We start from the raw sequence: 19,981 nt of genomic DNA on the forward strand, positions 1-19,981 counted from the left end.
CCCGTCGCCCGCTCGCCGCACGCGTGTCCTGCGCGCGGGACGGCGGCGGGCGCGACGGCGCGGCTTCGGCGGAGTATCGCGCCGGTGCGCCGCCCGGGGACGCGCGGCGCGCGGGGCGCCCCGGTGCGGGTGTCCGCCGGGCGGGTGAGCGCCGTACATGAACGGACCAACGCGGCATCGTGCCGGACCCGGCGGGGGAAGGCATGACGCCGTGTCACGCCCCGGCCCGAGGCGCGCGCCCGCCGGGAGCCACCGAGCCGCCGGCGGGGCTCGCCGGCCGCACCGACGAGGAGAGGACCCGGATGCGCGTCAGCACGGCCGACGACGGCGGACGAGGGCCCTGGAGCCCGCCGGCCACGGGAGAGGGACGCCCATGACGCGCACCGTCCCCGGACGTACCGACCACGTGGTGGTCGTCGGGGCCGGACTCGCGGGCCTGTCCGCCGCCCTGCACCTGCTGGGTGCCGGACGGCGGGTGACCGTCGTGGAACGCGACCCGCTGCCCGGCGGCCGTGCCGGACGACGTGAGCTCGACGGCTACCACCTCGACACCGGACCGACCGTCCTCACCATGCCCCACCTGGCCGACGAGGCGTTCGCGGCCGTCGGCGAGCGCCTGCGCGACCGCGTGGACCTCCTGCCCCTGCACCCCGCCTACCGGGCGTGCTTCGCCGACGGCGGCACGCTGGACGTCCACACCGACGCCGGCGCGATGGAGGCGGAGGTGGAACGCTTCGCCGGCCCCCGCGAGGCGGCCGGGTACCGGCGGCTGCGCACCTGGCTCCAGCGGCTGTACGCCGTGCAGATGCGCCGGTTCATCGACACCAACTTCGACTCGCCGCTCGGCCTGCTCACCCCCGACCTGGCCCGGCTCGCCGCCCTCGGCGGGTTCGGCCGGCTGGACGCGCGCATCGGCCGCTTCCTCACCGACGAACGCCTCAAGCGGGTCTTCTCCTTCCAGGCCCTGTACGCCGGTGTCGCACCGGCCCGCGCCCTGGCCGCCTACGCCGTCATCGCCTACATGGACACCGTGGCCGGCGTGTACTTCCCGCGCGGCGGCATGCACGCCCTGCCCCGCGCCATGGCCGCGGCCGCCGCCGACGCCGGGGCCGACCTGCGCCTCGGACGGGACGTCACCCGCCTGGAACGGTCCGGCAGCCGCGTCACCGCGGTCGTCACCGCCCACGAGCGCATCCCCTGCGACGCCGTCGTCCTCACCCCCGACCTGCCCGTGGTCCACCGGCTGCTGGGCCATCGCCCGCGCCGCCCGCTGCGGCTGCGCCACGCCCCGTCCGCCGTCGTCCTGCACGCCGGCACCACCCGCACCTGGCCGCACCTCGCCCACCACACGCTGTCCTTCGGCGCGGCCTGGGGGCGGACCTTCGACGAACTGACCCGCACCGGCACCCTGATGACCGACCCGTCCCTGCTGATCACCCGGCCCACCGCCGGCGACCCCGGCCTCGCCCCCGCCGGCCGTCACCTGCACTACGTCCTCGCCCCCTGCCCCAACACCGACATCGGACCGGGCGCCGAGGCCTGGAGCGACCTCGCGCCCCGCTACCGCGACCAGCTGCTCGCCACCCTGGAGCACCGGGGACTGACCGGGATCGCCGCCGCCGTCGAGGCCGAGTGCCTGGTGACGCCCGCCGACTGGTCCGCCCAGGGCCATGCCGCGGGCACCCCCTTCTCCGTCGCCCACACCTTCGCCCAGACCGGGCCCTTCCGCCCCCGCAATCTCGTGCGCGGCACGGACAACGCGGTCCTCGCCGGCTGCGGCACCACCCCGGGCGTCGGCGTGCCGACGGTCCTGATCTCGGGCAAGCTCGCCGCCGCCCGCATCACCGGCACGCCCCCGAGGGGCGGGCGCCGATGACCCGCCGCGAACTGGACGCCGCCGGCATCACCGACCCCGTGCTGCGCGCCGCCTACGCCCGCTGCCGCGAGCTCAACGCCCGCCACGGACGCACCTACTTCCTGGCGACCCGCCTCCTGCCCGCCGACCGCAGACCCGCCGTGCACGCCCTGTACGGCTTCGCGCGGTGGGCCGACGACATCGTCGACGACATGGGGGCCGGGGCGGCACCCGCCGAGCGCGCCGCCGCGCTGACCCGCCTCGAGGAACGGCTGCGGCACGCCCTGGCCGGCGGCCGGCCCGTCGAGGAGCCCGTCGCCCTCGCCGTCGCCGACACCGCCGCCCGCCACGCCATCGACCCGGCGCACTTCACCGACTTCCTGGCCTCCATGCGCAGCGACCTCACCGTCACCGACTACGCCACCTACGACGACCTGCGCGCCTACATGCACGGCTCGGCCGCGGTGATCGGCCTGCAGATGCTGCCGGTGCTCGGCACCGTCACCCCCCGCGCCGAGGCCGCCCCGCACGCCGCCGCGCTGGGCGTCGCCTTCCAGCTGACCAACTTCCTGCGGGACGTCGGCGAGGACCTCGACCGCGGCCGGATCTACCTCCCCGCCGATCTGCTCGCCGCCCACGGCGTGGACCGGGACCTGCTGCGCTGGAGCCGGCGCACCGGCCGCCACGACCGGCGCATCACCGCCGCCCTGCGGGCCGCCGAGGACCTCACCCGGGCCGTCTACCGCGACGCCGCGCCCGGGCTCGCGATGCTGGACCCCGTCGCCCGGCCCTGCATCCGCACCGCGTACGTGCTCTACCGCGCCATCCTCGACGCCGTCGCGGACGGCGGGTACGCGGTACTGCACCGGCGTGCCGTGGTCTCCCGCGGGCGGCGCGCGGCCGTCGCCGCCGACGGGCTCGTCCGGGTCCTGGCCGCCCGGCTCGGCGCCCGCCGCACGTCCGCGCCGCGCCCCCCGACGGTGCCCCACGAGGCCGAGGAGGCCCGATGACCCAGCACCCCCCGCCTCGCCGGGGCCGGTACCCCCTGCGGCTGCGCCGCCACCCCGTTCCCTGGCAGCGGCAGACCCCCACCTGGCGCGAGGCACGGCCGGCCGTCATCGCCGGCGCCCTCGAGCGCGCGCTGGCGCGTCCCTCGGGCAACTGGTACGTCGTCGGCGCCGCCACCGACGTACGCCCCGCCCGCCCGCTGGCCGCGACGGTCGCCGGGGTGGAGGTCGTCGTCTGGCGGGACGCGCGCGGGCGCCTGGTCGGCGGCCCCGGCGCCTGCCCGCACCTCGGTGCCCCGCTGGCCGACAGCCCGGTCAGGTGCGGCACGCTGGTGTGCCACTGGCACGGGCTCGCCCTGGACGGCACCCCGTCCGCGGGCTGGGAACCCCTGCCGGTCCACGACGACGGCGTCCTGGTGTGGGTGCGGCTGGACACCGTGGGGGAGGAGCCGCCGGCCCCGGTCCCGCTCGTGCCCGCCAGACCGGCCCCGACGGCCTCGCTGACGTCCGTCTGGCGCGGCACCGGCGTCTGCGAGCCGGAGGACGTCGTCGCCAACCGGCTCGACCCGTGGCACGGCGCCTGGTTCCACCCGTACTCCTTCGTGGACCTCACCGTCGTACGGGCCCCGGACGACACCGGCGACGACGACCGCTTCGTGGTGGACGTCTCCTTCCGGCTCACCGGCCGGCTCGTCGTCCCCGTACGCGCCGAGTTCACCGCGCCCGGGCCGCGCACCGTGGTCATGCGCATCACCGACGGCGAGGGCACCGGGTCCGTCGTGGAGAGCCACGCCACGCCGCTGGGCCCCGACGACCGCGGCAGACCGCGGACCGAGGTCGTCGAAGCGGTGCTGGCCACCTCGGACCGGCCCGGCTTTCCCATGGTCCGCCGCCTGGCACCGGCCCTGCGCCCGCTGATGCGCGCCGCCGCCGGCCGCCTGTGGCGCGACGACCTCGCCTACGCCGAACGCCGCCGGGACCTGCGCCGCCGCGGCCTGTTCCCCGGCTGACGGGAGGGGAGCCTCGTGCAGACCTTCCTGCCCCATCCCGGGTTCCGGGAGTCGGCGCTCGCCCTGGACCGCCGCCGGCTGGGCAAGCAGCGGGTCGAGGCGCTCCAGGTGCTGCGCGCCCTCACCGTGCCCGGCTACGGCTGGCGCCGGCACCCGGCGGTGCGGATGTGGACCGGCTACGAGGAGGCCCTCGTCCGGTACGGCCTGGAGATCTGCCGGGTCTGGCGGGAGCGGGGACATCAGGACGGCTGCGCCGCCCAGCTCGTCGCCGGGCTCGCCGCCGCCCGCCCCGGCACCGCGGTGCGCGAGCAGCCGGAGCTGGCGGCCGCCGGGGAACTGCCGCCCTGGCTCGGCGACGACGCCTTCCACCGCAGCCACCGTTCGGCGCTGGTGCGCAAGGACCCGGACGCCTACGCCGGACTGTTCCCCGGGGTCCCGGACGACCTGCCCTACGTGTGGCCGGCCTCGGACCGCGAGCCGGCGGAGGGGACGGCGGGGGACGCGTAGGACCGGCGGGGCGTGTTCCCGGCCCCGTGCGGGCCGCCCTCCCCGGATTGGTCCCCGATGGCGCCCGGGAAGTGGACCTCATGGCGGGCCGCCCCGCTTCCTAACGTCGTGGCCATGAACGCCACCACCACGCGCGGGGCCCTGCTCGCCGCGCTCGCCTGTGTCCTCGTCGGAGGCTCCTTCACCGCCAACAGCCTGCTCGGCGACTACCCGTACGCGGGCGGCCAGTTCCTGCGCTACGCCCTGGCCTTCCTGCTGCTCGTCCCGCTCGCCGGCCCGGGGGCCGTGGCCCGGCTGCGCGCGCTGGGGGCCGGCCGGTGGCTGCGGCTGGCACTGCTGGCGGCCGTCGGCATGGTCGGCTTCAACCTGGCCGTCCTCGCCGCCGAACGCACCGCCGAACCGGCGGTCCCCGGTGTCTTCGTGGGCTGCGCGCCCGTGGTCGTGGCCGTGCTCGTCCCCCTCCCGGACGGGCGCCGGCCGCAGCGCATCGTGCTGTACGGCGCGACGTTCGTGGCCGTCGGCGCGTTCACGGTCCAGGGCTGGGGGCGCACCGACGGCGCGGGCCTCGCCTTCTCCGTGTGCGCCCTGGCCGGCGAGGTCGGGTTCGCGGTGCTCGCCGTGCCCGTCCTGCGGCCCCTGGGCCCGCGACTGCTGTCCACCGTGGTGTGCGGGATCGCCGCCGCCGAGTCCGCGGTCGCCGGCGTGCTGCTCGACGGCGCCGGGTGGCTGCGGCGGCCGGACGCGGTGGAGGCCGGTGCGCTGCTGTGGCAGGCGGCGGTGGTCACCGTCGTCGGGTTCGTGTGCTGGTACATGGGCATGCAGCGCATCGGGGCCGAGCGCGCCACCCTGTTCTCCGGCCTGATCCCGGTCGCCGCCGCCTGCACGGCTCCGCTCGTCGGCACCGGTTCCTACGGTGCCGCGCAGGCCGCGGGCAGCGCCCTGGTCTTCGCCGGGGTGGCCGTGGGCTCGGGAGCCCTGCCCCGGTTCGCCCGGCGCGGCCGCCCCGTGACGGGTCACCGGCTCGCGGAGCGTTCCTTGGAGAAGCTGTAGAGGTCCTTGGACGTGCTGATCAGCTCCCGCTGTTCGCGGCGGGAGCCGACCATCGGCTGCGAACCGCGCAGCGGCACCTGGGCGCTCTCGGGCAGGAACTTCACCGTCACCAGGCCGATGGCGCCGGCCGCCATCAGGTAGTAGGCGGGCATGAGATCGTCGCCGGTGATGCTCACCAGCGCCTCGGTGACCAGCGGCGTGGTGCCGCCGAAGGCGGCGACGGCGAAGTTGAAGCCGATGCCCATGGCCGCGTAGCGCACGGCGGTCGGGAACAGGGCGGGCAGGGTGGCCGCGCTCGGCGCGGCGAAACAGGCCAGCAGCGTGGACAGGATCAGCACCCCGAGGACGGGCGCCACGGTGCCGTCCGCCTTGAGGAGCAGGAACGCGGGCACGGCGAGGACGATCATCGCGGCGGCGCCGACGGCGTAGAGCGGACGGCGGCCCACATGGTCGCTGAGCCGGCCGAGGAAGGTGATCAGGACGACGATCCACAGCATGCCGATCAGCACCAGCACGTCGGCGAAGGAGCTGGAGCGGTCCAGGGTCTCGGTCTGGTACGTCGGCAGGTACCCGGTGACCATGTAGTTGGTGACGTTGTAGAGCAGCACGATGCCCATGCACAGGATCAGCGGACGCCAGTGCTCCTTGACGATGGTCTTGAACTCGGTGCCCGCCGACTCCTGGGCGAGGCTCTTCTCGTGCTCGTCGAGCTGCTGCTGGAAGGCGGGGGACTCCTCCAGCTTGAGCCGCATGTACAGGCCGATGATGCCGAGCGGACCGGCGATCAGGAACGGCAGCCGCCAGCCCCAGGAGAGCATCTGGGCATCGGTCAGCCACAGGTTCAGGCCGGTGACCAGCGCCGAGCCGAGGGCGTAGCCGACGAAGGTGCCGAAGTCGAGCCAGCTGGACAGGAAGCCGCGCCGCCGGTCGGGTGAGTACTCGGCGACGAAGGTGGTGGCCCCGCCGTACTCACCGCCGGTGGAGAAGCCCTGGACCATTCGGGCGAGCAACAGCAGGATCGGCGCGGCGATGCCGATGGTGTCGAAGCTGGGGATCAGGCCGATGCAGAAGGTGCCGGCCGCCATCATGATCATGGTGGTGGCGAGCACCTTCTGCCGGCCGAGGCGGTCCCCGAGGGGGCCGAAGAACAGGCCGCCGAGCGGGCGCACCACGAACGCGGCGGCGAAGGTGGCGAACGACGAGATCACCTGGGCGGCCGGGGAGGCGCCGGGGAAGAACACCTTGCCGATGGTGGCGGCCAGGTAGCTGTAGACGCCGAAGTCGAACCACTCCATGCAGTTGCCCAGTGCCGACGCCCCGACCGCGCGTTTGAGCAGGGGCTTCTCGACGACCTGGACGTCGTCCTCGCGGAAGGCCCCCTTGTTGCGGCGGAGCCGTCGGGTCAGCTCCTCGCGCACCTGGTGCGGCAGTGCCGCGACCGTGCTCGGCATCTTCACCCGGCCGAGGGGGCCGGGCCGGCCGTCAGGCTTCGCGTCCGTCACGCTGCTGCCTTTCTGTTGCTTCACCACGTTTCGCCTAAGCGAATTCTGCGCCGCAGCGATCGTCCGGCGCATGTCAGAGCTGCTGCCCGCATTCGCGCGGGTCACACCGCCGACCGGGTGAGTCCGGGCCGCGGGGTGCTGCGGCGGTGTCCGCTCCGTTTTGCGCATTCGAACTCTTGGGCGACCATGCGCGCACCCCGGCGGTCGGTCGCCGGGGTGCGCGCACATCGGGTGCGGGAACGATGGTGATCCCGCTCGGACCCCGGCCGCCCGCGCGGCTACCGCCTGCCGCGCACCAGCAGATACAGGAAGTACGGCGTCCCGATCACCGCCGTCATGAGCCCGGCGCCGAGCTGGGCCGGGGCGATCACCGTGCGGCCCAGCAGATCGGCCGAGCAGACGAGCGAGGCGCCCAGCAGTATCGCCACCGGGACGACCCGCACGTGCCGTCGGCCCACCAGGGCGCGTGCCGCGTGCGGCGCCACCAGGCCCACGAAGCCGATGGTGCCCGCGCAGGCCACGGCGGTCGCGCTGAGCAGGACGCTCAGCACCAGGAAGCCGAGGCGGCCCGGACCCGGCGACAGGCCGAGCAGGCGGGGCGTGTCCTCGTCCAGGGAGAGCAGGTCCAGCTCCGTGCGCCGGGCCACGGCCACGACCGTGCCCACGGCCAGCACCACGGCGACCGGCAGCACGTCCGGCAGGGTGCGCCCGTAGGCGGAACCCGACAGCCAGGTCAGCGCCTTGGGGGCGTTGAACGGATCGGTGAGCACGATCAGCAGGCTGATCAGCGCCGTCGACGCGGCGGCCACGCCGATGCCGACGAGGACCAGCCGGTTCTGCCGGAAGCCGCCCCGCGCGGTGAGCCCGAAGACGACGACCGCGGTGACACCGGCCCCCGCGAACGCGGCACCGGCGACACCCCACCCGCCGGCGACCGGCGCGGTCGTCACCAGGAGCACGGCACCCAGCGCGGCGCCGCCGGAGACGCCCAGGACGCTCGGTTCCGCCGGCGGGTCGCGGGTGACGGCCTGCACCAGCGTGCCGGACAGGGCGAGCGCGGCCCCCGCGCCGAGCGCGGCCAGCACCCGCGGCACTCGGGTGTCCAGGACGAAGGAGACGGTCCGCCCGGCCCTGCCCTGCGCCCGGTTGGCGACGTCACCGAGCAGCAGCTTGCTGTCGCCCACCAGCACGGCGGCGACCAGGCCGAGCAGGACGGCCACGAGCACGGCCACCGTGGCGAGGAACACCGCCCGGCTCGGGATGCGCAGCCGGTCCGGCGCACCGGCCCCCGCGGTGTCCCGCAGCCGCAGCGCCATCACGACCAGGAACACGGCGCCGACCAGACTGGTGACCACGCCGGTGGGCACGGCCACCGACAGGCCGTCCGGCACCAGCGCCCGCAGCAGCGGGTCCGAGCCGAGCACCAGGGCCGCGCCGGTGAGCGCGGCCGCGCAGCACCTCCTTGCCGCCGGGGATCAGGTGGAGCGGCCCGGCGTGCGGGTTGTCGAGGATGTTGTGGAAGCTGTCCCCCCGCCGGTTGCCCGGCCGGTCCGGCAGGGCGATGGTCCCGGAGTCCAGGACGTGTACGAAGCCCGGTGCGTCGCCGCGCGGCGAGACGTCGCAGTTGCCGTCCGCGTCGGAGGTGGCGAGCAGGCGGAAGGGGGAGCGGGCCGGCAGGTCCCGGTCCTCGTCCGTGAGCCGGTCGTGAACCTTGTCGATCACGACGGGCCAGGGCTCGCCCAGCAGGTCGCGCAGTTCGGCGCGGGAACCGACCTCGGTCCAGCCCCGGTCGGTGACGGCGCCGGGCCGTTCTCCGGTCGTGTCGGTCGTGTGCGGCAAGGCCGGCTTCCCAAGGCGTGCGTCCGGACGGGTGGTTGCACGCAGCACATCGACCGATGTCAGGTTCGGCTTACCTGACCAGCCGCTGGTGTCGGTGAGGCGTACCGGAGGCACGGCCGGTGTGCGGGGAAGGCCGTGTCACCCGCCCCGTGGGGGGCATACGCGAGACACGGCACCGGCCCGGTGCCGCCGATCCGAAGGGGTGTACACCGTGCTCGCCATCATCGCGGCGGTTCTGTTCCTCATCGCCTGGCTGATCAACGCGGCGGAGATCTCGACCAACGACGTCTTCACCTCGACCAATGTCATGCTCATCGGCCTCGCCCTGCTGGCCCTGCACCTCGCCGGCATCGGCGGCGGCTGGGCGGCGCGCGGGCGCCGCCGCTGAGCCGTCGTCCCGTGCCCCGGCGTCAGGGAACGCGCGCCACGCCCGCGTAGATGCCGCTCTCCTCCGCCGCGGGCGGCTCCTGGCCGGCGCCGTACCACTCGGTGGCGGTGACCAGCCCCGGCGGCACCAGTTCCAGTCCGTCGAAGAACCGGGCCACCTCCGCCCGGGTGCGGAACCCCAGCCGGATGCCGCCCTCGGCGTACTGGGCGATCACCTGCTCCGCCAGCTCGGGGAACAGGTCGATCGCGGCGTGCGAGAGGACCAGGTGGCTGCCCGGCGGGAGGGTGGCGACCAGGCCGCGGACGATGCCGTGGGCGTCCTGGTCGTCCGGGACGAAGTGCATCAGGGCGATCAGCGACAGGGCGACGGGCCGGTCGAAGTCGAGGATCCGCCGCGCGTGCCGCACGATCTCCTCCGGTTCGCGCACATCGGCCTGGATGTAGTCCGTGGCGCCCTCGGGGCTGCTGACCAGCAGCGCCTCCGCGTGCCGGAGCACGATCGGGTCGTTGTCGGCGTAGACGATCCTGGCCGTCGGCACCGTCCGCTGGACGATCTGGTGGAGGTTGGGCTCGGTGGGGATGCCCGTGCCGATGTCCAGGAACTGGTCGATGCCCTGCGCGGCGAGGTGGGCCACCGCGCGGTTCATGAACGCGCGGTTCTGCCGCGCCGCGTCCCGCGCCTCGGGCGGCAGCTTCTCGCCCACCGCCTCGTCGACGGGGTAGTTGTCCTTGCCGCCCAGCAGCCAGTCGTAGACCCGGGCGGGATGGGCCCGGCCGGTGTCGATGCGCGGGGGCTGGGAATGGTCCGTCGTCATGGCACGCTCCGTCGTCCGGGAGGTGAGGATCCGCCGCGGTTCCCGATCATCGTACTGCCCTGCGGCCGTGCCATGTGCGGTGCGTGAGGCGGAAGTTGCCGACTCCGCCGGGCGCGGACACCGTCGCGCTCCCGGGACGGCTCCCGCGCGGCGGACGCGCTCAGTCCTCGTCCCGGCGCAGGGTCCGGGGCGGACGGTAGCTCCACTCCCGGTCCGCGTCGGTGATCTCGCGCAGCACCCGGGCCGGGGACCCCGCGACGACCACCATGGGCGGCACACGGGCCGTCACCACACTGCCCGCGCCGACCACCGACCCCCGCCCGACGGTGACCCCGGGCATGATCAGCGCACCGGCCCCGATCCACACGTCGTCCTCGATGCGCACCGGCGCCGAGAACTGCGTGCCGTCCCGGCGCAGATCCGGGTGGACGGGGTGGCCGGTGGTGCTGATGGTCACGTGCGGGGCGAACATCACCCGGTCGCCGACGAAGACCTCGACGTCGTCGACGAGGGTGAGGCCGAAGTTGGCGTACACGTCGTCGCCCAGGTGCACCCGGCTGCCGTAGGCCACGTGCAGCGGCGGCTCGATCCACACGCCCGGGCCCACGGAGGCCAGCATCTCCTTCAGGACCGCCCGCCGGCCCTCCTGGTCCCGGGGAGCGGTCCGGTTGTAGGCGTCGGCCAGCTCCTTGCCCCGCAGGCGTTCCTCCTCCAGGCCCTCCAGCCCCGGTGCGCCGTCCGAGTAGAGCTCCCGCGCCGCCATCCTGCGGCGTACGTCGAGTTCCCGGGGGTCGGTGGTCATGCCGTCTCCTTCCGTGGTCACAGGTCGGGCCACGGCCCCGTCCGCACCGGCGGTGCGGACGGGGCCGGGCGCGCAGAGGGTGGAGAGGTCAGCCGGCGGACACGTCCGTCACCGTCCACCGCTGGTTGGCGCCGGAGTTGGGCGGCCACGTCGTGACGGCCGCACCCGCGTGCGTCGCCTGGCCGCCGACCTCCAGCAGGCGTCCGGTGGCGGCGTTGACCAGCGTCCAGGTGCCGTCGCCGGTGGTCGACAGGAGCCATTCGGCGGCCGCGTCGCGCCGGCCGGTGTCGGGTTCGGCCACCGGGACGTCGTCGCGCACGGCCAGCCGCGTGCCGGCCCGCGGGTCGGTGAAGACGTAGCGGTCGCGCACTCCGCTGTCGGGGCGCACCGCGCTCAGCCGCCACGGCCGGCCGGCCGTGCCGCTCCCGAGGACCAGGCTCGTGCCGTCGTCCGCGACGGTGACCGCCCTGCCGCTCTGCACACCGGTCAGCGTGTAGGTGTGGCCCTTGCGGAGCGCCGGGGCGTCCTTCGCGACACCGGAGACGCCCTTGATCTCGAAGCTGGTCACGGACTGCGCGGGCACGGTGAAGGTGGCCGTGCGGTCGCCGACCCGGACCGGGTCCTGCTTCGCGAGCTTGCCGTCGGCGCTGGTCACGACCGGGGTGACGGTGGCCCCCCGGCTGACGTCGCGGAACTTCGACAGGTCGATGGTGACCGTGCGCGGCGCGGTGGTGCGGTTGACGTGGACGAGCGAGGCGCCCTTGCCGTCGCGGGTGACGGCGGCGGCGCTGGAGGTGTCGTCCGTCTTGATCAGCCGGTCGCCGGGCTTGATGAAGTGGGTGAAGTTGCGCGCCGTGTCGAACTTGGTGTTCGTCCGGATCGGGCAGGTCTCGAGGGTGTCCCGGGCGGTGCAGCTGAACGGGATCTGGATGCTGCCCCAGTTGCCGCCCTTCGCGGACTCCCCGCCCGGCTTCATATTGTCGTAGTCCTCGACGGGCTGCCAGAACACCCAGGCACGGGGCTCCAGTTCGCGCAGGTCGTCGACGATCTGCTGGGCGAGGCCGAGGCCGGGCCGCATGTCCTCGAAGTCCTGCCCGTCGCCCCAGTCGCCGCCGACCTCGCTCATCCACAGCGGCTTGTTTGCCGCCTTGGCGAGGTCGCGCACGGTGGTGCGCTGGCCGGTGCCGTAGGTGTGGACGTTCATCTGGCCGACGAGGTCGCGGTCGGCCTGGGTGTAAGCGCTCCAGTTCTTCGCGTAGGTGCCGGGGTTGGTCTCGTCCATCGCGGAGATCTTCGCCTTGACCTTCGCCTTCTTCAGGGCGGGTGCGAGGGCCTGGAGGACCTTGCGCTGGAGCTCGGGACCCATGTGGGCCCCTTCCTGCCGTCCGCCGACCGGCTCGCCGTCCGTGCCCAGCCGCGTGCCCCAGTAGGGGGTGTTGGGCTCGTTGAACGGGTCGACGGTGTCGACCTTGATGCCCTCGGCCTTCTCCAGCCGCCGGGTGGCGCCCGCCAGGTAGGCGGCGAAGTCGTCGACCGACTCGGTCTTCAGCTGGTCGGCGGAGGAGTCGAAGCCGCCGGAGACGTAGCCGCTGACGGTCATGAACCAGGGCGGCGAGTTGCTGAACGTCTCCCAGTGGTCGATGTCGTCCTTGATGCGCTCGACCCACCAGCGCTGGGTGGCGTCGGCGTCCTCGTTCCAGTCGGCCGGGTCGTCGGCGCTCCACCAGCCGGTGTCCTCGCGGGTGGTGCCCGCGGGCGCCTTCCACCAGCCCTCGACGGCACCGCCGGCGCGCAGGTAGTCCTTGACGTCCGGCGCGTTGCCGCCGCCGATGTTGTAACGGGCGATGTTCAGACCGAGGCCGTCGTCGCCGAACAGGAGCCGGGCCAGCTTCTCGCGGATCTCGGGCGGATAGTCGCCGGTGGCGTTGGCGAACCAGACCAGACTGGTGCCCCACCCCTCGAACTCCTCCTGCTGGTACGACGGGTCCGGCCGCACGGTGACGGAGGCGGCGGCCGCGGCGGGCTCGGCCTGCGCGGGGACACTGATCAGGGCGGCCCCGGTGGCCAGGGCGGTGAGCGCAGCGGCCCCGAGGAGGCGTCTGCTGCGGGTACGTCGTGCCATCGTGTGCTCCCAACGGGAAGGTGTGGTCGCTGCGGTGGCCCCTCCCGCCCGGGAGCGGGCAGGAGGGGACGTCCCCGGAGCGGGTGCGTGCCGCTCCGGGGAGACGTGGTGGTGCGCGGTGGGGACGGTCAGGCGGTGGGCGTGCGCAGGACGGCGACGTCCCTGGGCCCGAGGACGACGGCGCCGGCCTCGTCGGTGGCGCCGACCAGGACCTGACCGGTCGGGCCCGGGACGGTGACCGGGTCGTCGGTCCGGTTCACCAGGAACACGAACCGGCCGCCCGGACCGCGGCGCACGGTGGTCTCGACCAGCCCGCGCACCTCGGCGGGCAACTCGCTCGCCACGCCCGCCGGTTCCAGCAGCCGCGGCAGCAGCGCGGCGAGCCCGTCGGCGCCGAGCCGGGTGGAGACGTACGCGGCCGAACCCCTGCCCGCCGGGCGCCGGGTCACGGCCGGGCGGCCGGCGTGCGCGCCCGTGCGGTAGTGGGCGAGCACCTCGGTCTCGGGCGCGGTGACGGTGAGGTGGTCGGTCCACAGGGTGCCGGTCGTCGCGTCGTCCAGCTCCACGGTCTGCCCGGCGGGCAGCGGGCCGAACTCCTCGACGCGGATGCCCAGCAGCTCCCGCAGGGCGCCCGGGTAGCCGCCGAGCCAGACGTGGTCGTTCTCGTCCACGATGCCGGAGAAGTACGTGGTGACCAGGTGCCCGCCCTGCTCGGCGTACCGGGTGAGCTCCTTGGCGAGGTCGGCGGGGACCATGTGCAGCACGGGCGCGATCAGCATCCGGTGGCGGCTCAGGTCGGCGCCGGTGGTGACCACGTCGGCGCGCACGCCGAGGGAGAGGAGCGCGGAGTACCAGTCCAGCGCCTCCTGGTGGTAGTCGAGCAGCGAGGTCGGGTGCGAGTCCTGCTCGCTCGCCCACCGCGACTCCCAGTCGAAGAGGATGCCGACCTCGGCGGGCTCCCGTTCGCTCCCGGCGACCGGCGCCAGCGTCCTCAGCGTGTCGCCGAGCGCGGCGACCGCGCGGAACAGGTCGCTGTCGGCACCGGCGTGCGGCACCATCGCCGAGTGGTACTTCTCGGCGCCGGCCGCGGACTGGCGCCACTGGAAGAAGCAGACCGCGTCGGCGCCGTGCGCCACGTGCGTCAGCGAGTCCCGGGCCAGCTCACCCGGCCGCTTCGCCAGGTTGACGGGCTGCCAGTTCACGGCGCTGGTGGAGTGCTCCATCAGGAACCAGGGCCGGCCGCCCGCGATGCCGCTGGTGAGGTTCGCCGAGAAGGACAGCTCGTCGCGGGCCTGCGGGTGCGGGACGACGTAGTGGTCGTTGGCGACGAAGTCCACCTCGCCCGCCCAGTCCGCGTAGTTCATGCCCGTGGTGCCGGGCATCACCATGAAGTTGGTGGTGACGGGGACGTCCGGCGTGAGCTCCCGCAGCACCTGACGCTCGGCCCGCAGGTGCTCCTTCAGCGCGTCCGACGAGAAGCGCTTGAAGTCCAGCTGCTGGGTCGGGTTCGGGTGGGAGGCGGCGAGCCGCGGCGGCAGGATCTGCTCCCAGTCGCTGTAGCGCTGCGACCAGAACGCCGTACCCCAGGCGTGGTTGAGGGCGTCCAGCGTGGTGTACCGGGCGCGCAGCCAGTCGCGGAAGGCGCGGGCCGCGTCGTCCGAGTAGTCGTAGACGTTGTGGCAGCCGAGCTCGTTGTTGACGTGCCAGGCGACCAGCGCCGGGTGACCGGCGTAGCGGGACGCCAGCTCGCGGACCAGGCGCAGGGCGTGTTCGCGGAAGACCGGCGAGGTCGGACGCCAGTGCTGGCGCGCTCCCGGCCACAGCGTCTCACCGCGGTCGGTGACCGGGAGGATCTCCGGGTGTGCGGTGGTCAGCCAGGGCGGCGGGGACGCGGTGGCGGTGGCCAGGTCGACGCCGACGCCGTTCTCGTGCAGCAGGTCCATGACCTCGTCGAGCCAGGCGAAGTCCCAGGTGTCCGGACCGGGCTGGATCCGGGCCCAGGAGAAGATGCCCACGGAGACGATGTTGACGCCGGCCTCGCGCATCAGCCGTACGTCCTCCTGCCACACCTCCCGGGGCCACTGCTCGGGGTTGTAGTCGGCGCCGAAGGCGAGACGGGGGGCGGGCGTGCCGTCCGGCCCGCTCTGCAGTCGGGACAGGAGGGTGGAGATCATGCCGGTCCTTCCGGAGTGGGGCGTGCGGTGCGGGGGTGGCGCGGGTGCCGCGCCGCCCCCACGGGCCGCCGCATCGCGTGCTGGTGCTACTTCTCGACGGTGAAGCCCTGCTCGTCGCCGTACTTGACCGAGGCGTCCTGCCAGGCCTTCAGTCCCTCGGCCAGCGTGGTGTCCGAGACGTAGGCCTTGCCGACGGTGTCGTTGAAGATCGAGTTCGCGTACGCCTGGTAGGGCAGGTACGACCAGTCGTCGGCGACGTTCCCGGCCGCCTCGGCGAAGATCTTGTTGGCCTGCTGGCCGCCGAAGTACGGGAACTTCGTGTCCTGGAACGTGCTGGACTGCAGGTCCGCGGTGGTCGCCGGGAAGGCACCGTTCTCCAGACGGGTCTGCACGCCCTTGCCGGCGTTGGCGTACTCGACGAAGGCGTACGCCAGCGCCTCGTTCTTGCCGAGTTCCGGCAGGGCGAGCGCGCTGCCGCCGTTCTCCGCGGCGGACTTGTCACCGGCGGTCCACTGCGGCAGCGGGACGGCGCGCCAGTCACCGGAGGCGTTCTTCACGCCCGACTCCAGGTTGGCGGGCATCCAGGCGCCGGTGGCGAGGGTCGCGATGCTGCCGTCGCCGAGGCCCTTGTACCACTCGTCGGACCAGCTGGTGACGGGAGCGAGCAGCTTCTCGTCGATGAGCTTCTGCCAGACGCCGGTGAACTTCGCGGCACCCTTGTCGGAGAAGTCGATCTTCACCTTGGTGCCGTCCACCGTGTAGGGGCGCGAACCGGCCTGCCAGAGCATGCTGGTGGTGAAGCCGGCGTCTCCGGCGTCGGCGGTGATGTACGCCTTCGGGTTCTTCTCGTGCAGGTCGCGGGCGGCGGTGAGGTACTCGTCCCAGGTGGTGGGCACCTTGATGCCGTACGTGTCGAAGACCTTCTTGTTGTAGAACAGCGCCATGGGACCGGAGTCCATGGGCAGGGCGTAGACGCCGTCGCCGCCGGCCTTGACGCCGTTCCAGGGACCGGGCGAGTAGCGGGTGGCGAGCTTCTCGGCGCCGAAGCCCTTGAGGTCGGTGAGCTGCTCGGTCAGCGCGAACTGGCCCATGGCGTAGTACTCGATCTGCGCGACGTCGGGCACGCCCTTCTTCGCCGATATGGCGTTCTGCAGGGCCGTGTACTGGTCGTTGTTGGTGCCCGCGTTGACCAGGTTCACCTTGACGCCGGGGTGTTCCTTCTCGAAGCCGGCGGCCACCTGCTTGAGCGTGGGCTCCCACGCCCAGACGGTGATGGTGCCGCCCTTCTTCAGGGCCGCCTGGACATCCGCCTGGGAGACGGACTTCCCGCTCGATCCGCCGTCGTCGCCGTCGCCGCAGGCGGTCGCTCCCAGGGCGAGGGCGCAGACGAGACCGATGCCGCGCAGCAGGCGGCGCGATTGCTTGTGCATGGGCGAGCTTCCACTTCTTCGTGGCCGGTGACCGGCACAGTCGAGGGTCGGAGAAACGGGGCGGAACGTGGGGGAGGCGGAGTGTGGGGAGGAGGCGTCCGGGCTATTCCTTGACGCTTCCGGCGGCCAGTCCGGACTGCCAGTACTTCTGCAGCAGCAGGAACGCGGCGATCAGCGGCAGGATCGTGACGAGGGAACCGGTGACGACCAGGTTGAAGACGGCCTCGCCGCCGGCGGTCTGGGCCTGCTGGTTCCAGCTGTTCAGGCCCAGGGTCAGCGGATACCAGTCCGGGTCCTTGAGCATGATCAGCGGCAGGAAGTAGTTGTTCCAGGTCGCCACCATGGTGAACAGCAGGACGGTGACGATGCCGGGTGCCAGCAGCGGCAGCGCGACCCGGAAGAAGGTGCGGACCTCGCCGGCGCCGTCGATGCGGGCGGCCTCCATCAGCTCGGTCGGGATGGCCTCGCTCGCGAACACCCACATCAGATACAGGCCGAACGGCGAGATCAACGACGGGACGATCACCGCCCAGGGCGTGTCGGTGAGCCCCATCTTGCTGAACATCAGGAAGGTCGGCACCGCCAGCGCCGTACCCGGCACCGCCACCGCGCCGATGACGACGGCGAAGACCCCGCGCCGGCCGGGGAAGTCGAACTTGGCCAGCGCGTAACCGCCGAGGACGGCGAGGAAGGTGGCGCCGCCCGCGCCCAGCCCCACGTACAGCAGGGTGTTCAGCAGCCAGCGGGTGAACACGCCGTCGTCGTAGGTGAACGTCTGCCTGATGTTGTCCCACAGGGCGAAGTCGCCGTCGAACCACAGGCCGAAGGAGTCCGACAGACCCTCCTGCGTCTTGGTGGCGCTGATGGCCAGCCAGAGCAGCGGCACCAGGCTGTAGAGCACCACCAGCCCGGTGAGCACGGTCAGCAGGACGCTGCGCCGGGGTCTGCCCGGGGTGTGCCGGCGGCGGGCGGCGCGCAGCCGGGGCGCGGCACGGCGGGTGCCGGACGGCGTGGGCGCGGAACGGTCGGAGACGGTGACGACAGGACTGGTCATCGCTGCTTCACACTCCCTTGCGCATGCCGCGCAGCTGGACGACGTAGGCGATGACCATGGTGATCAGCCCCATGACGATGGCGACCGTCGCGGAGTAGTTGTGCTGCTGCCCGTTGAAGGACAGCGAGTACGTGTAGGAGTTCGGCGTGTAGTCGGTGCTGATCGCGTTGGGGGCCAGCGGCTGCAGGATGTTCGGCTCGTTGAAGAGCTGGAAGCTGCCGATGATCGAGAAGATCGTCGCGATGACCAGTGCCCCGCGGATGGCCGGGAGCTTGATGGCGGTGATGACGCGGATCTGTCCGGCCCCGTCGATCTCGGCGGCCTCGTACAGCGAGTGCGGGACCACGCGCAGCGCCGCGAAGAAGATCAGCATGTTGTAGCCGACGAACTCCCAGGTCACGATGTTGCCGATGGAGGCCAGCACCAGATCGGGGGAGAGCGGGTCGGGCAGCGAGACGCCCAGCGCGTCGTTGATGTCGCCGACCAGCCCGAAGCGGGTGCCGTACATGAAGCCCCACATCAGGGTGGCCACCACGGCGGGCACGGCGTACGGCAGGAAGATCGAGATCCGGAAGAAGTTCCGGCCGTAGAGGCGGCCGCTGTCCAGGGCCAGCGCCACCAGCAGAGCGATGCCGAGCATGATCGGCACCTGGACGGCCAGGAAGAGCGCGACCCGGCCGAGCGAGGCCCAGAACCGGTCGTCCTGGAGGGCCTGCGTGTAGTTGTCCAGGCCGACGAAGGTGTTCCCGCCGATGAGCTGGTCGCGGAAGAGGCTGAGGTACACCGAGTAGGCGATCGGAGCGAGGAAGACCAGGGCGAACACGGCCACGAACGGACCGAGGAAACCCCACCCCGTCCAGGAGCGGCGGTCCCGTCTCACCGGTGGTGGTGCCGGCCGCGGCTCGGCGGCGGCCGGCGGTTGCAGCGTCGTCATGTCGTTCCTCGCTCGTCCACGTCCTGGAACCTCGCGATGTTTACGCAAACATCGGGCGCCGCGAAAAGGTGCCCGGGCTGTTATGTTTGCGTAAACATCTGATGGCGGCATGTCTACACTGCCCCGATGACGACGGTCAAGGGTCCTTCCGTATCAGGGCCTGACAGCGACGGAGAGGTGGCTGACACCGAGTGAGCACGGCTGAGGAAGTCCCGACGAGCGCACCCGCGCGGTCCCGGCGCGGCCGGGGCCGCACGGCTTCCATGGCGGACGTGGCCAAGCTGGCCGGGGTCTCCTCGCAGACCGTCTCCCGCGTCTCCAACGGATACGCCGGAGTGACCGAGGAGACCCGGCAGCAGGTCCTGGCGGCCATGAAGGAACTCGGATACCGCCCCAACAGCGCCGCCCGGGCGCTCAAGCGCGGTGAGTTCCGCACCATCGGGGTCATCACCTTCTCGCTGTCCACCACGGGCAACGTGCGCACCCTGGAGGCCATCGCGACCTCCGCGGCGAGCGAGGGGTACGCGGTGACGCTGCTGCCGGTCGCCGTGCCCACGCAGGACGAGGTGCGGGGAGCGTTCTCCCGGCTGGAGGAGCTCGCCGTCGACGCGGTGATCGTCATCATGGAGGTCCACCTGCTGGACGCGGCCACCGTCACCCTGCCGCCCCACGTCCAGGTCGTGGTGGTCGACTCCGACGCCGGCGACCACTACACGGTCGTCGACACCGACCAGGCCGGCGGCACCGGCGCCGCCGTCCGGCACCTGCTCGGCCTCGGGCACGACACCGTGTGGCACCTGGCCGGCCCTGAGGGCTCCTTCGCCGCCCAGCGCCGCGCGGACGCCTGGCGCCGGACGCTCGCCGAGGCCGGCCGCACCCCGCCGCCCCTCACCCGGGGCGACTGGTCCGCCGAGTCCGGTTACCGGGCCGGCCTCGAACTCGCCCCCCGCGAGGACTGCACGGCCGTCTTCGCGGCCAACGACCAGATGGCCCTGGGCCTGCTGCGCGCCCTGCACGAACGCGGGCGGCGCGTCCCGGAGGACATCAGCGTCATCGGGTTCGACGACATCCCGGAGGCCGGCTCCTTCCTGCCGCCGCTGACCACCGTGCACCAGGACTTCGCCGAGGTGGGGCGGCTCTGCGTCCAGGCCGTGCTGCGCAAGGTGCGCCAGGACGGCCCGGAGCGGGGGACGACGCTCGTGCCGACCCGGCTGGTGACCCGCGCGAGCACCGCACCGCCCCCGGCGCGCAGACACCGAGGGCGCTGAGAGCGCTGAGGGCGCGAACCGGGCACGCGTGGCCGAACGGGTGAGTACCGCCCGGTTTACGAGCCGCCGGGGAAGGCACTCCACAACTCACTGTTCTTCACGCGTGCCAGGAGAGCCCATGACTCAAGTCGCCGACTATGTTCTGCAGCGCCTGACGGAGTGGGGTGTTCAGCGCGTCTACGGCTATCCGGGTGATGGCATCAACGGTCTGCTGGGTGCGTTCGA

15 protein-coding genes and 2 pseudogenes are annotated in these 19,981 nt (G+C 73.2%); 7 read left to right on the forward strand and 10 right to left on the reverse strand.

Annotated features, from left to right (window positions below):
- Positions 1–373 precede the first annotated feature (373 nt).
- From crtI to ACIRFH_RS30055, 5 genes are all read left to right on the forward strand, one after another.
- The gene (gene crtI / locus ACIRFH_RS30035; RefSeq protein WP_403527538.1) at positions 374–1,876 is read left to right on the forward strand and encodes a phytoene desaturase family protein; all 1,503 of its coding nucleotides are present in this window, start codon (positions 374–376) and stop codon (positions 1,874–1,876) included.
- Positions 1,873–2,865 (forward strand): phytoene/squalene synthase family protein, encoded by a 993-nt coding sequence (locus tag ACIRFH_RS30040; RefSeq protein WP_403527541.1) that lies wholly within the window; start codon positions 1,873–1,875, stop codon positions 2,863–2,865. Before crtI ends, ACIRFH_RS30040 begins: the two co-directional genes overlap by 4 nt.
- A complete protein-coding gene (locus tag ACIRFH_RS30045) occupies positions 2,862–3,872 on the forward strand; it encodes a DUF5914 domain-containing protein (RefSeq protein ID WP_403527544.1) in 1,011 nt (336 codons plus the stop codon). The genes ACIRFH_RS30040 and ACIRFH_RS30045 overlap by 4 nt, the downstream gene beginning before the upstream one ends.
- Positions 3,873–3,887: 15 nt before the next feature.
- A complete protein-coding gene (locus tag ACIRFH_RS30050; RefSeq protein ID WP_403527547.1) occupies positions 3,888–4,379 on the forward strand; it encodes an MSMEG_6728 family protein in 492 nt (163 codons plus the stop codon).
- 114 nt (positions 4,380–4,493) lie between these two features.
- A complete protein-coding gene (locus ACIRFH_RS30055) occupies positions 4,494–5,429 on the forward strand; it encodes a DMT family transporter (protein ID WP_403527550.1) in 936 nt (311 codons plus the stop codon).
- On the opposite strand, the gene ACIRFH_RS30060 is transcribed toward ACIRFH_RS30055, so the two are convergent.
- From ACIRFH_RS30060 to ACIRFH_RS30070, 3 genes and pseudogenes are all read right to left on the reverse strand, one after another.
- Positions 5,393–6,880: an MFS transporter gene (locus tag ACIRFH_RS30060; protein ID WP_403527580.1), complete on the reverse strand. Its 1,488-nt coding sequence runs from the start codon at positions 6,878–6,880 to the stop codon at positions 5,393–5,395. The genes ACIRFH_RS30055 and ACIRFH_RS30060 overlap by 37 nt on opposite strands.
- Before the next feature lie 329 nt (positions 6,881–7,209).
- A pseudogene (locus ACIRFH_RS30065) lies at positions 7,210–8,382 on the reverse strand (iron chelate uptake ABC transporter family permease subunit); the annotation flags it as partial.
- Positions 8,372–8,770 (reverse strand): annotated as a pseudogene (locus tag ACIRFH_RS30070) (pyridoxamine 5'-phosphate oxidase family protein); the annotation flags it as partial. The pseudogenes ACIRFH_RS30070 and ACIRFH_RS30065, both read right to left, overlap by 11 nt.
- Before the next feature lie 211 nt (positions 8,771–8,981).
- Here ACIRFH_RS30070 and ACIRFH_RS30075 point away from each other — a divergent pair.
- Positions 8,982–9,158: a hypothetical protein gene (locus ACIRFH_RS30075; RefSeq protein ID WP_403527553.1), complete on the forward strand. Its 177-nt coding sequence runs from the start codon at positions 8,982–8,984 to the stop codon at positions 9,156–9,158.
- Between the two features lie 22 nt (positions 9,159–9,180).
- On the opposite strand, the gene ACIRFH_RS30080 is transcribed toward ACIRFH_RS30075, so the two are convergent.
- From ACIRFH_RS30080 to ACIRFH_RS30110, 7 genes are all read right to left on the reverse strand, one after another.
- A complete protein-coding gene (locus ACIRFH_RS30080) occupies positions 9,181–9,972 on the reverse strand; it encodes an SAM-dependent methyltransferase (protein ID WP_403527556.1) in 792 nt (263 codons plus the stop codon).
- 160 nt (positions 9,973–10,132) lie between these two features.
- Complete coding sequence (locus ACIRFH_RS30085) at positions 10,133–10,774, reverse strand: sugar O-acetyltransferase (protein WP_403527559.1); 642 nt, start codon at positions 10,772–10,774, stop codon at positions 10,133–10,135.
- An 88-nt stretch (positions 10,775–10,862) separates the two neighbouring features.
- On the reverse strand, positions 10,863–12,896 hold the full coding sequence (locus ACIRFH_RS30090; protein WP_403527562.1) for a glycoside hydrolase: 2,034 nt from the start codon (positions 12,894–12,896) through the stop codon (positions 10,863–10,865).
- Between the two features lie 128 nt (positions 12,897–13,024).
- Positions 13,025–15,070, reverse strand: coding sequence for a beta-galactosidase (locus tag ACIRFH_RS30095; protein ID WP_403527565.1), 2,046 nt, complete (start codon positions 15,068–15,070; stop codon positions 13,025–13,027).
- A gap of 86 nt (positions 15,071–15,156) precedes the next feature.
- A complete protein-coding gene (locus tag ACIRFH_RS30100; protein ID WP_403527568.1) occupies positions 15,157–16,500 on the reverse strand; it encodes an ABC transporter substrate-binding protein in 1,344 nt (447 codons plus the stop codon).
- Between the two features lie 103 nt (positions 16,501–16,603).
- Positions 16,604–17,554 (reverse strand): carbohydrate ABC transporter permease, encoded by a 951-nt coding sequence (locus tag ACIRFH_RS30105; protein ID WP_403527571.1) that lies wholly within the window; start codon positions 17,552–17,554, stop codon positions 16,604–16,606.
- A 7-nt stretch (positions 17,555–17,561) separates the two neighbouring features.
- Positions 17,562–18,488, reverse strand: a complete 927-nt coding sequence (locus tag ACIRFH_RS30110) for a carbohydrate ABC transporter permease (RefSeq protein WP_403527574.1) — start codon at positions 18,486–18,488, stop codon at positions 17,562–17,564.
- Positions 18,489–18,679: 191 nt separating this feature from the next.
- Between ACIRFH_RS30110 and ACIRFH_RS30115 the strand changes: the two genes are divergently transcribed.
- On the forward strand, positions 18,680–19,756 hold the full coding sequence (locus ACIRFH_RS30115; RefSeq protein ID WP_403527577.1) for a LacI family DNA-binding transcriptional regulator: 1,077 nt from the start codon (positions 18,680–18,682) through the stop codon (positions 19,754–19,756).
- Positions 19,757–19,981 lie beyond the last annotated feature (225 nt).

The organism is Streptomyces sp. NPDC093586, from assembly GCF_044764905.1.
Lineage (GTDB): Bacteria > Actinomycetota > Actinomycetes > Streptomycetales > Streptomycetaceae > Streptomyces.

Coding starts and splice junctions, on each gene's coding strand:
- ACIRFH_RS30055 (WP_403527550.1), top strand. CDS start 4,494: ATGAACGCCACCACCACGCGCGGGGCCCTGCTCGCCGCGCTCGCCTGT.
- ACIRFH_RS30110 (WP_403527574.1), bottom strand. CDS start 18,488: ATGACGACGCTGCAACCGCCGGCCGCCGCCGAGCCGCGGCCGGCACCA.
- ACIRFH_RS30090 (WP_403527562.1), bottom strand. CDS start 12,896: ATGGCACGACGTACCCGCAGCAGACGCCTCCTCGGGGCCGCTGCGCTC.
- crtI (WP_403527538.1), top strand. CDS start 374: ATGACGCGCACCGTCCCCGGACGTACCGACCACGTGGTGGTCGTCGGG.
- ACIRFH_RS30080 (WP_403527556.1), bottom strand. CDS start 9,972: ATGACGACGGACCATTCCCAGCCCCCGCGCATCGACACCGGCCGGGCC.
- ACIRFH_RS30105 (WP_403527571.1), bottom strand. CDS start 17,554: ATGACCAGTCCTGTCGTCACCGTCTCCGACCGTTCCGCGCCCACGCCG.
- ACIRFH_RS30100 (WP_403527568.1), bottom strand. CDS start 16,500: ATGCACAAGCAATCGCGCCGCCTGCTGCGCGGCATCGGTCTCGTCTGC.
- ACIRFH_RS30095 (WP_403527565.1), bottom strand. CDS start 15,070: ATGATCTCCACCCTCCTGTCCCGACTGCAGAGCGGGCCGGACGGCACG.
- ACIRFH_RS30040 (WP_403527541.1), top strand. CDS start 1,873: ATGACCCGCCGCGAACTGGACGCCGCCGGCATCACCGACCCCGTGCTG.
- ACIRFH_RS30085 (WP_403527559.1), bottom strand. CDS start 10,774: ATGACCACCGACCCCCGGGAACTCGACGTACGCCGCAGGATGGCGGCG.
- ACIRFH_RS30045 (WP_403527544.1), top strand. CDS start 2,862: ATGACCCAGCACCCCCCGCCTCGCCGGGGCCGGTACCCCCTGCGGCTG.
- ACIRFH_RS30060 (WP_403527580.1), bottom strand. CDS start 6,880: ATGCCGAGCACGGTCGCGGCACTGCCGCACCAGGTGCGCGAGGAGCTG.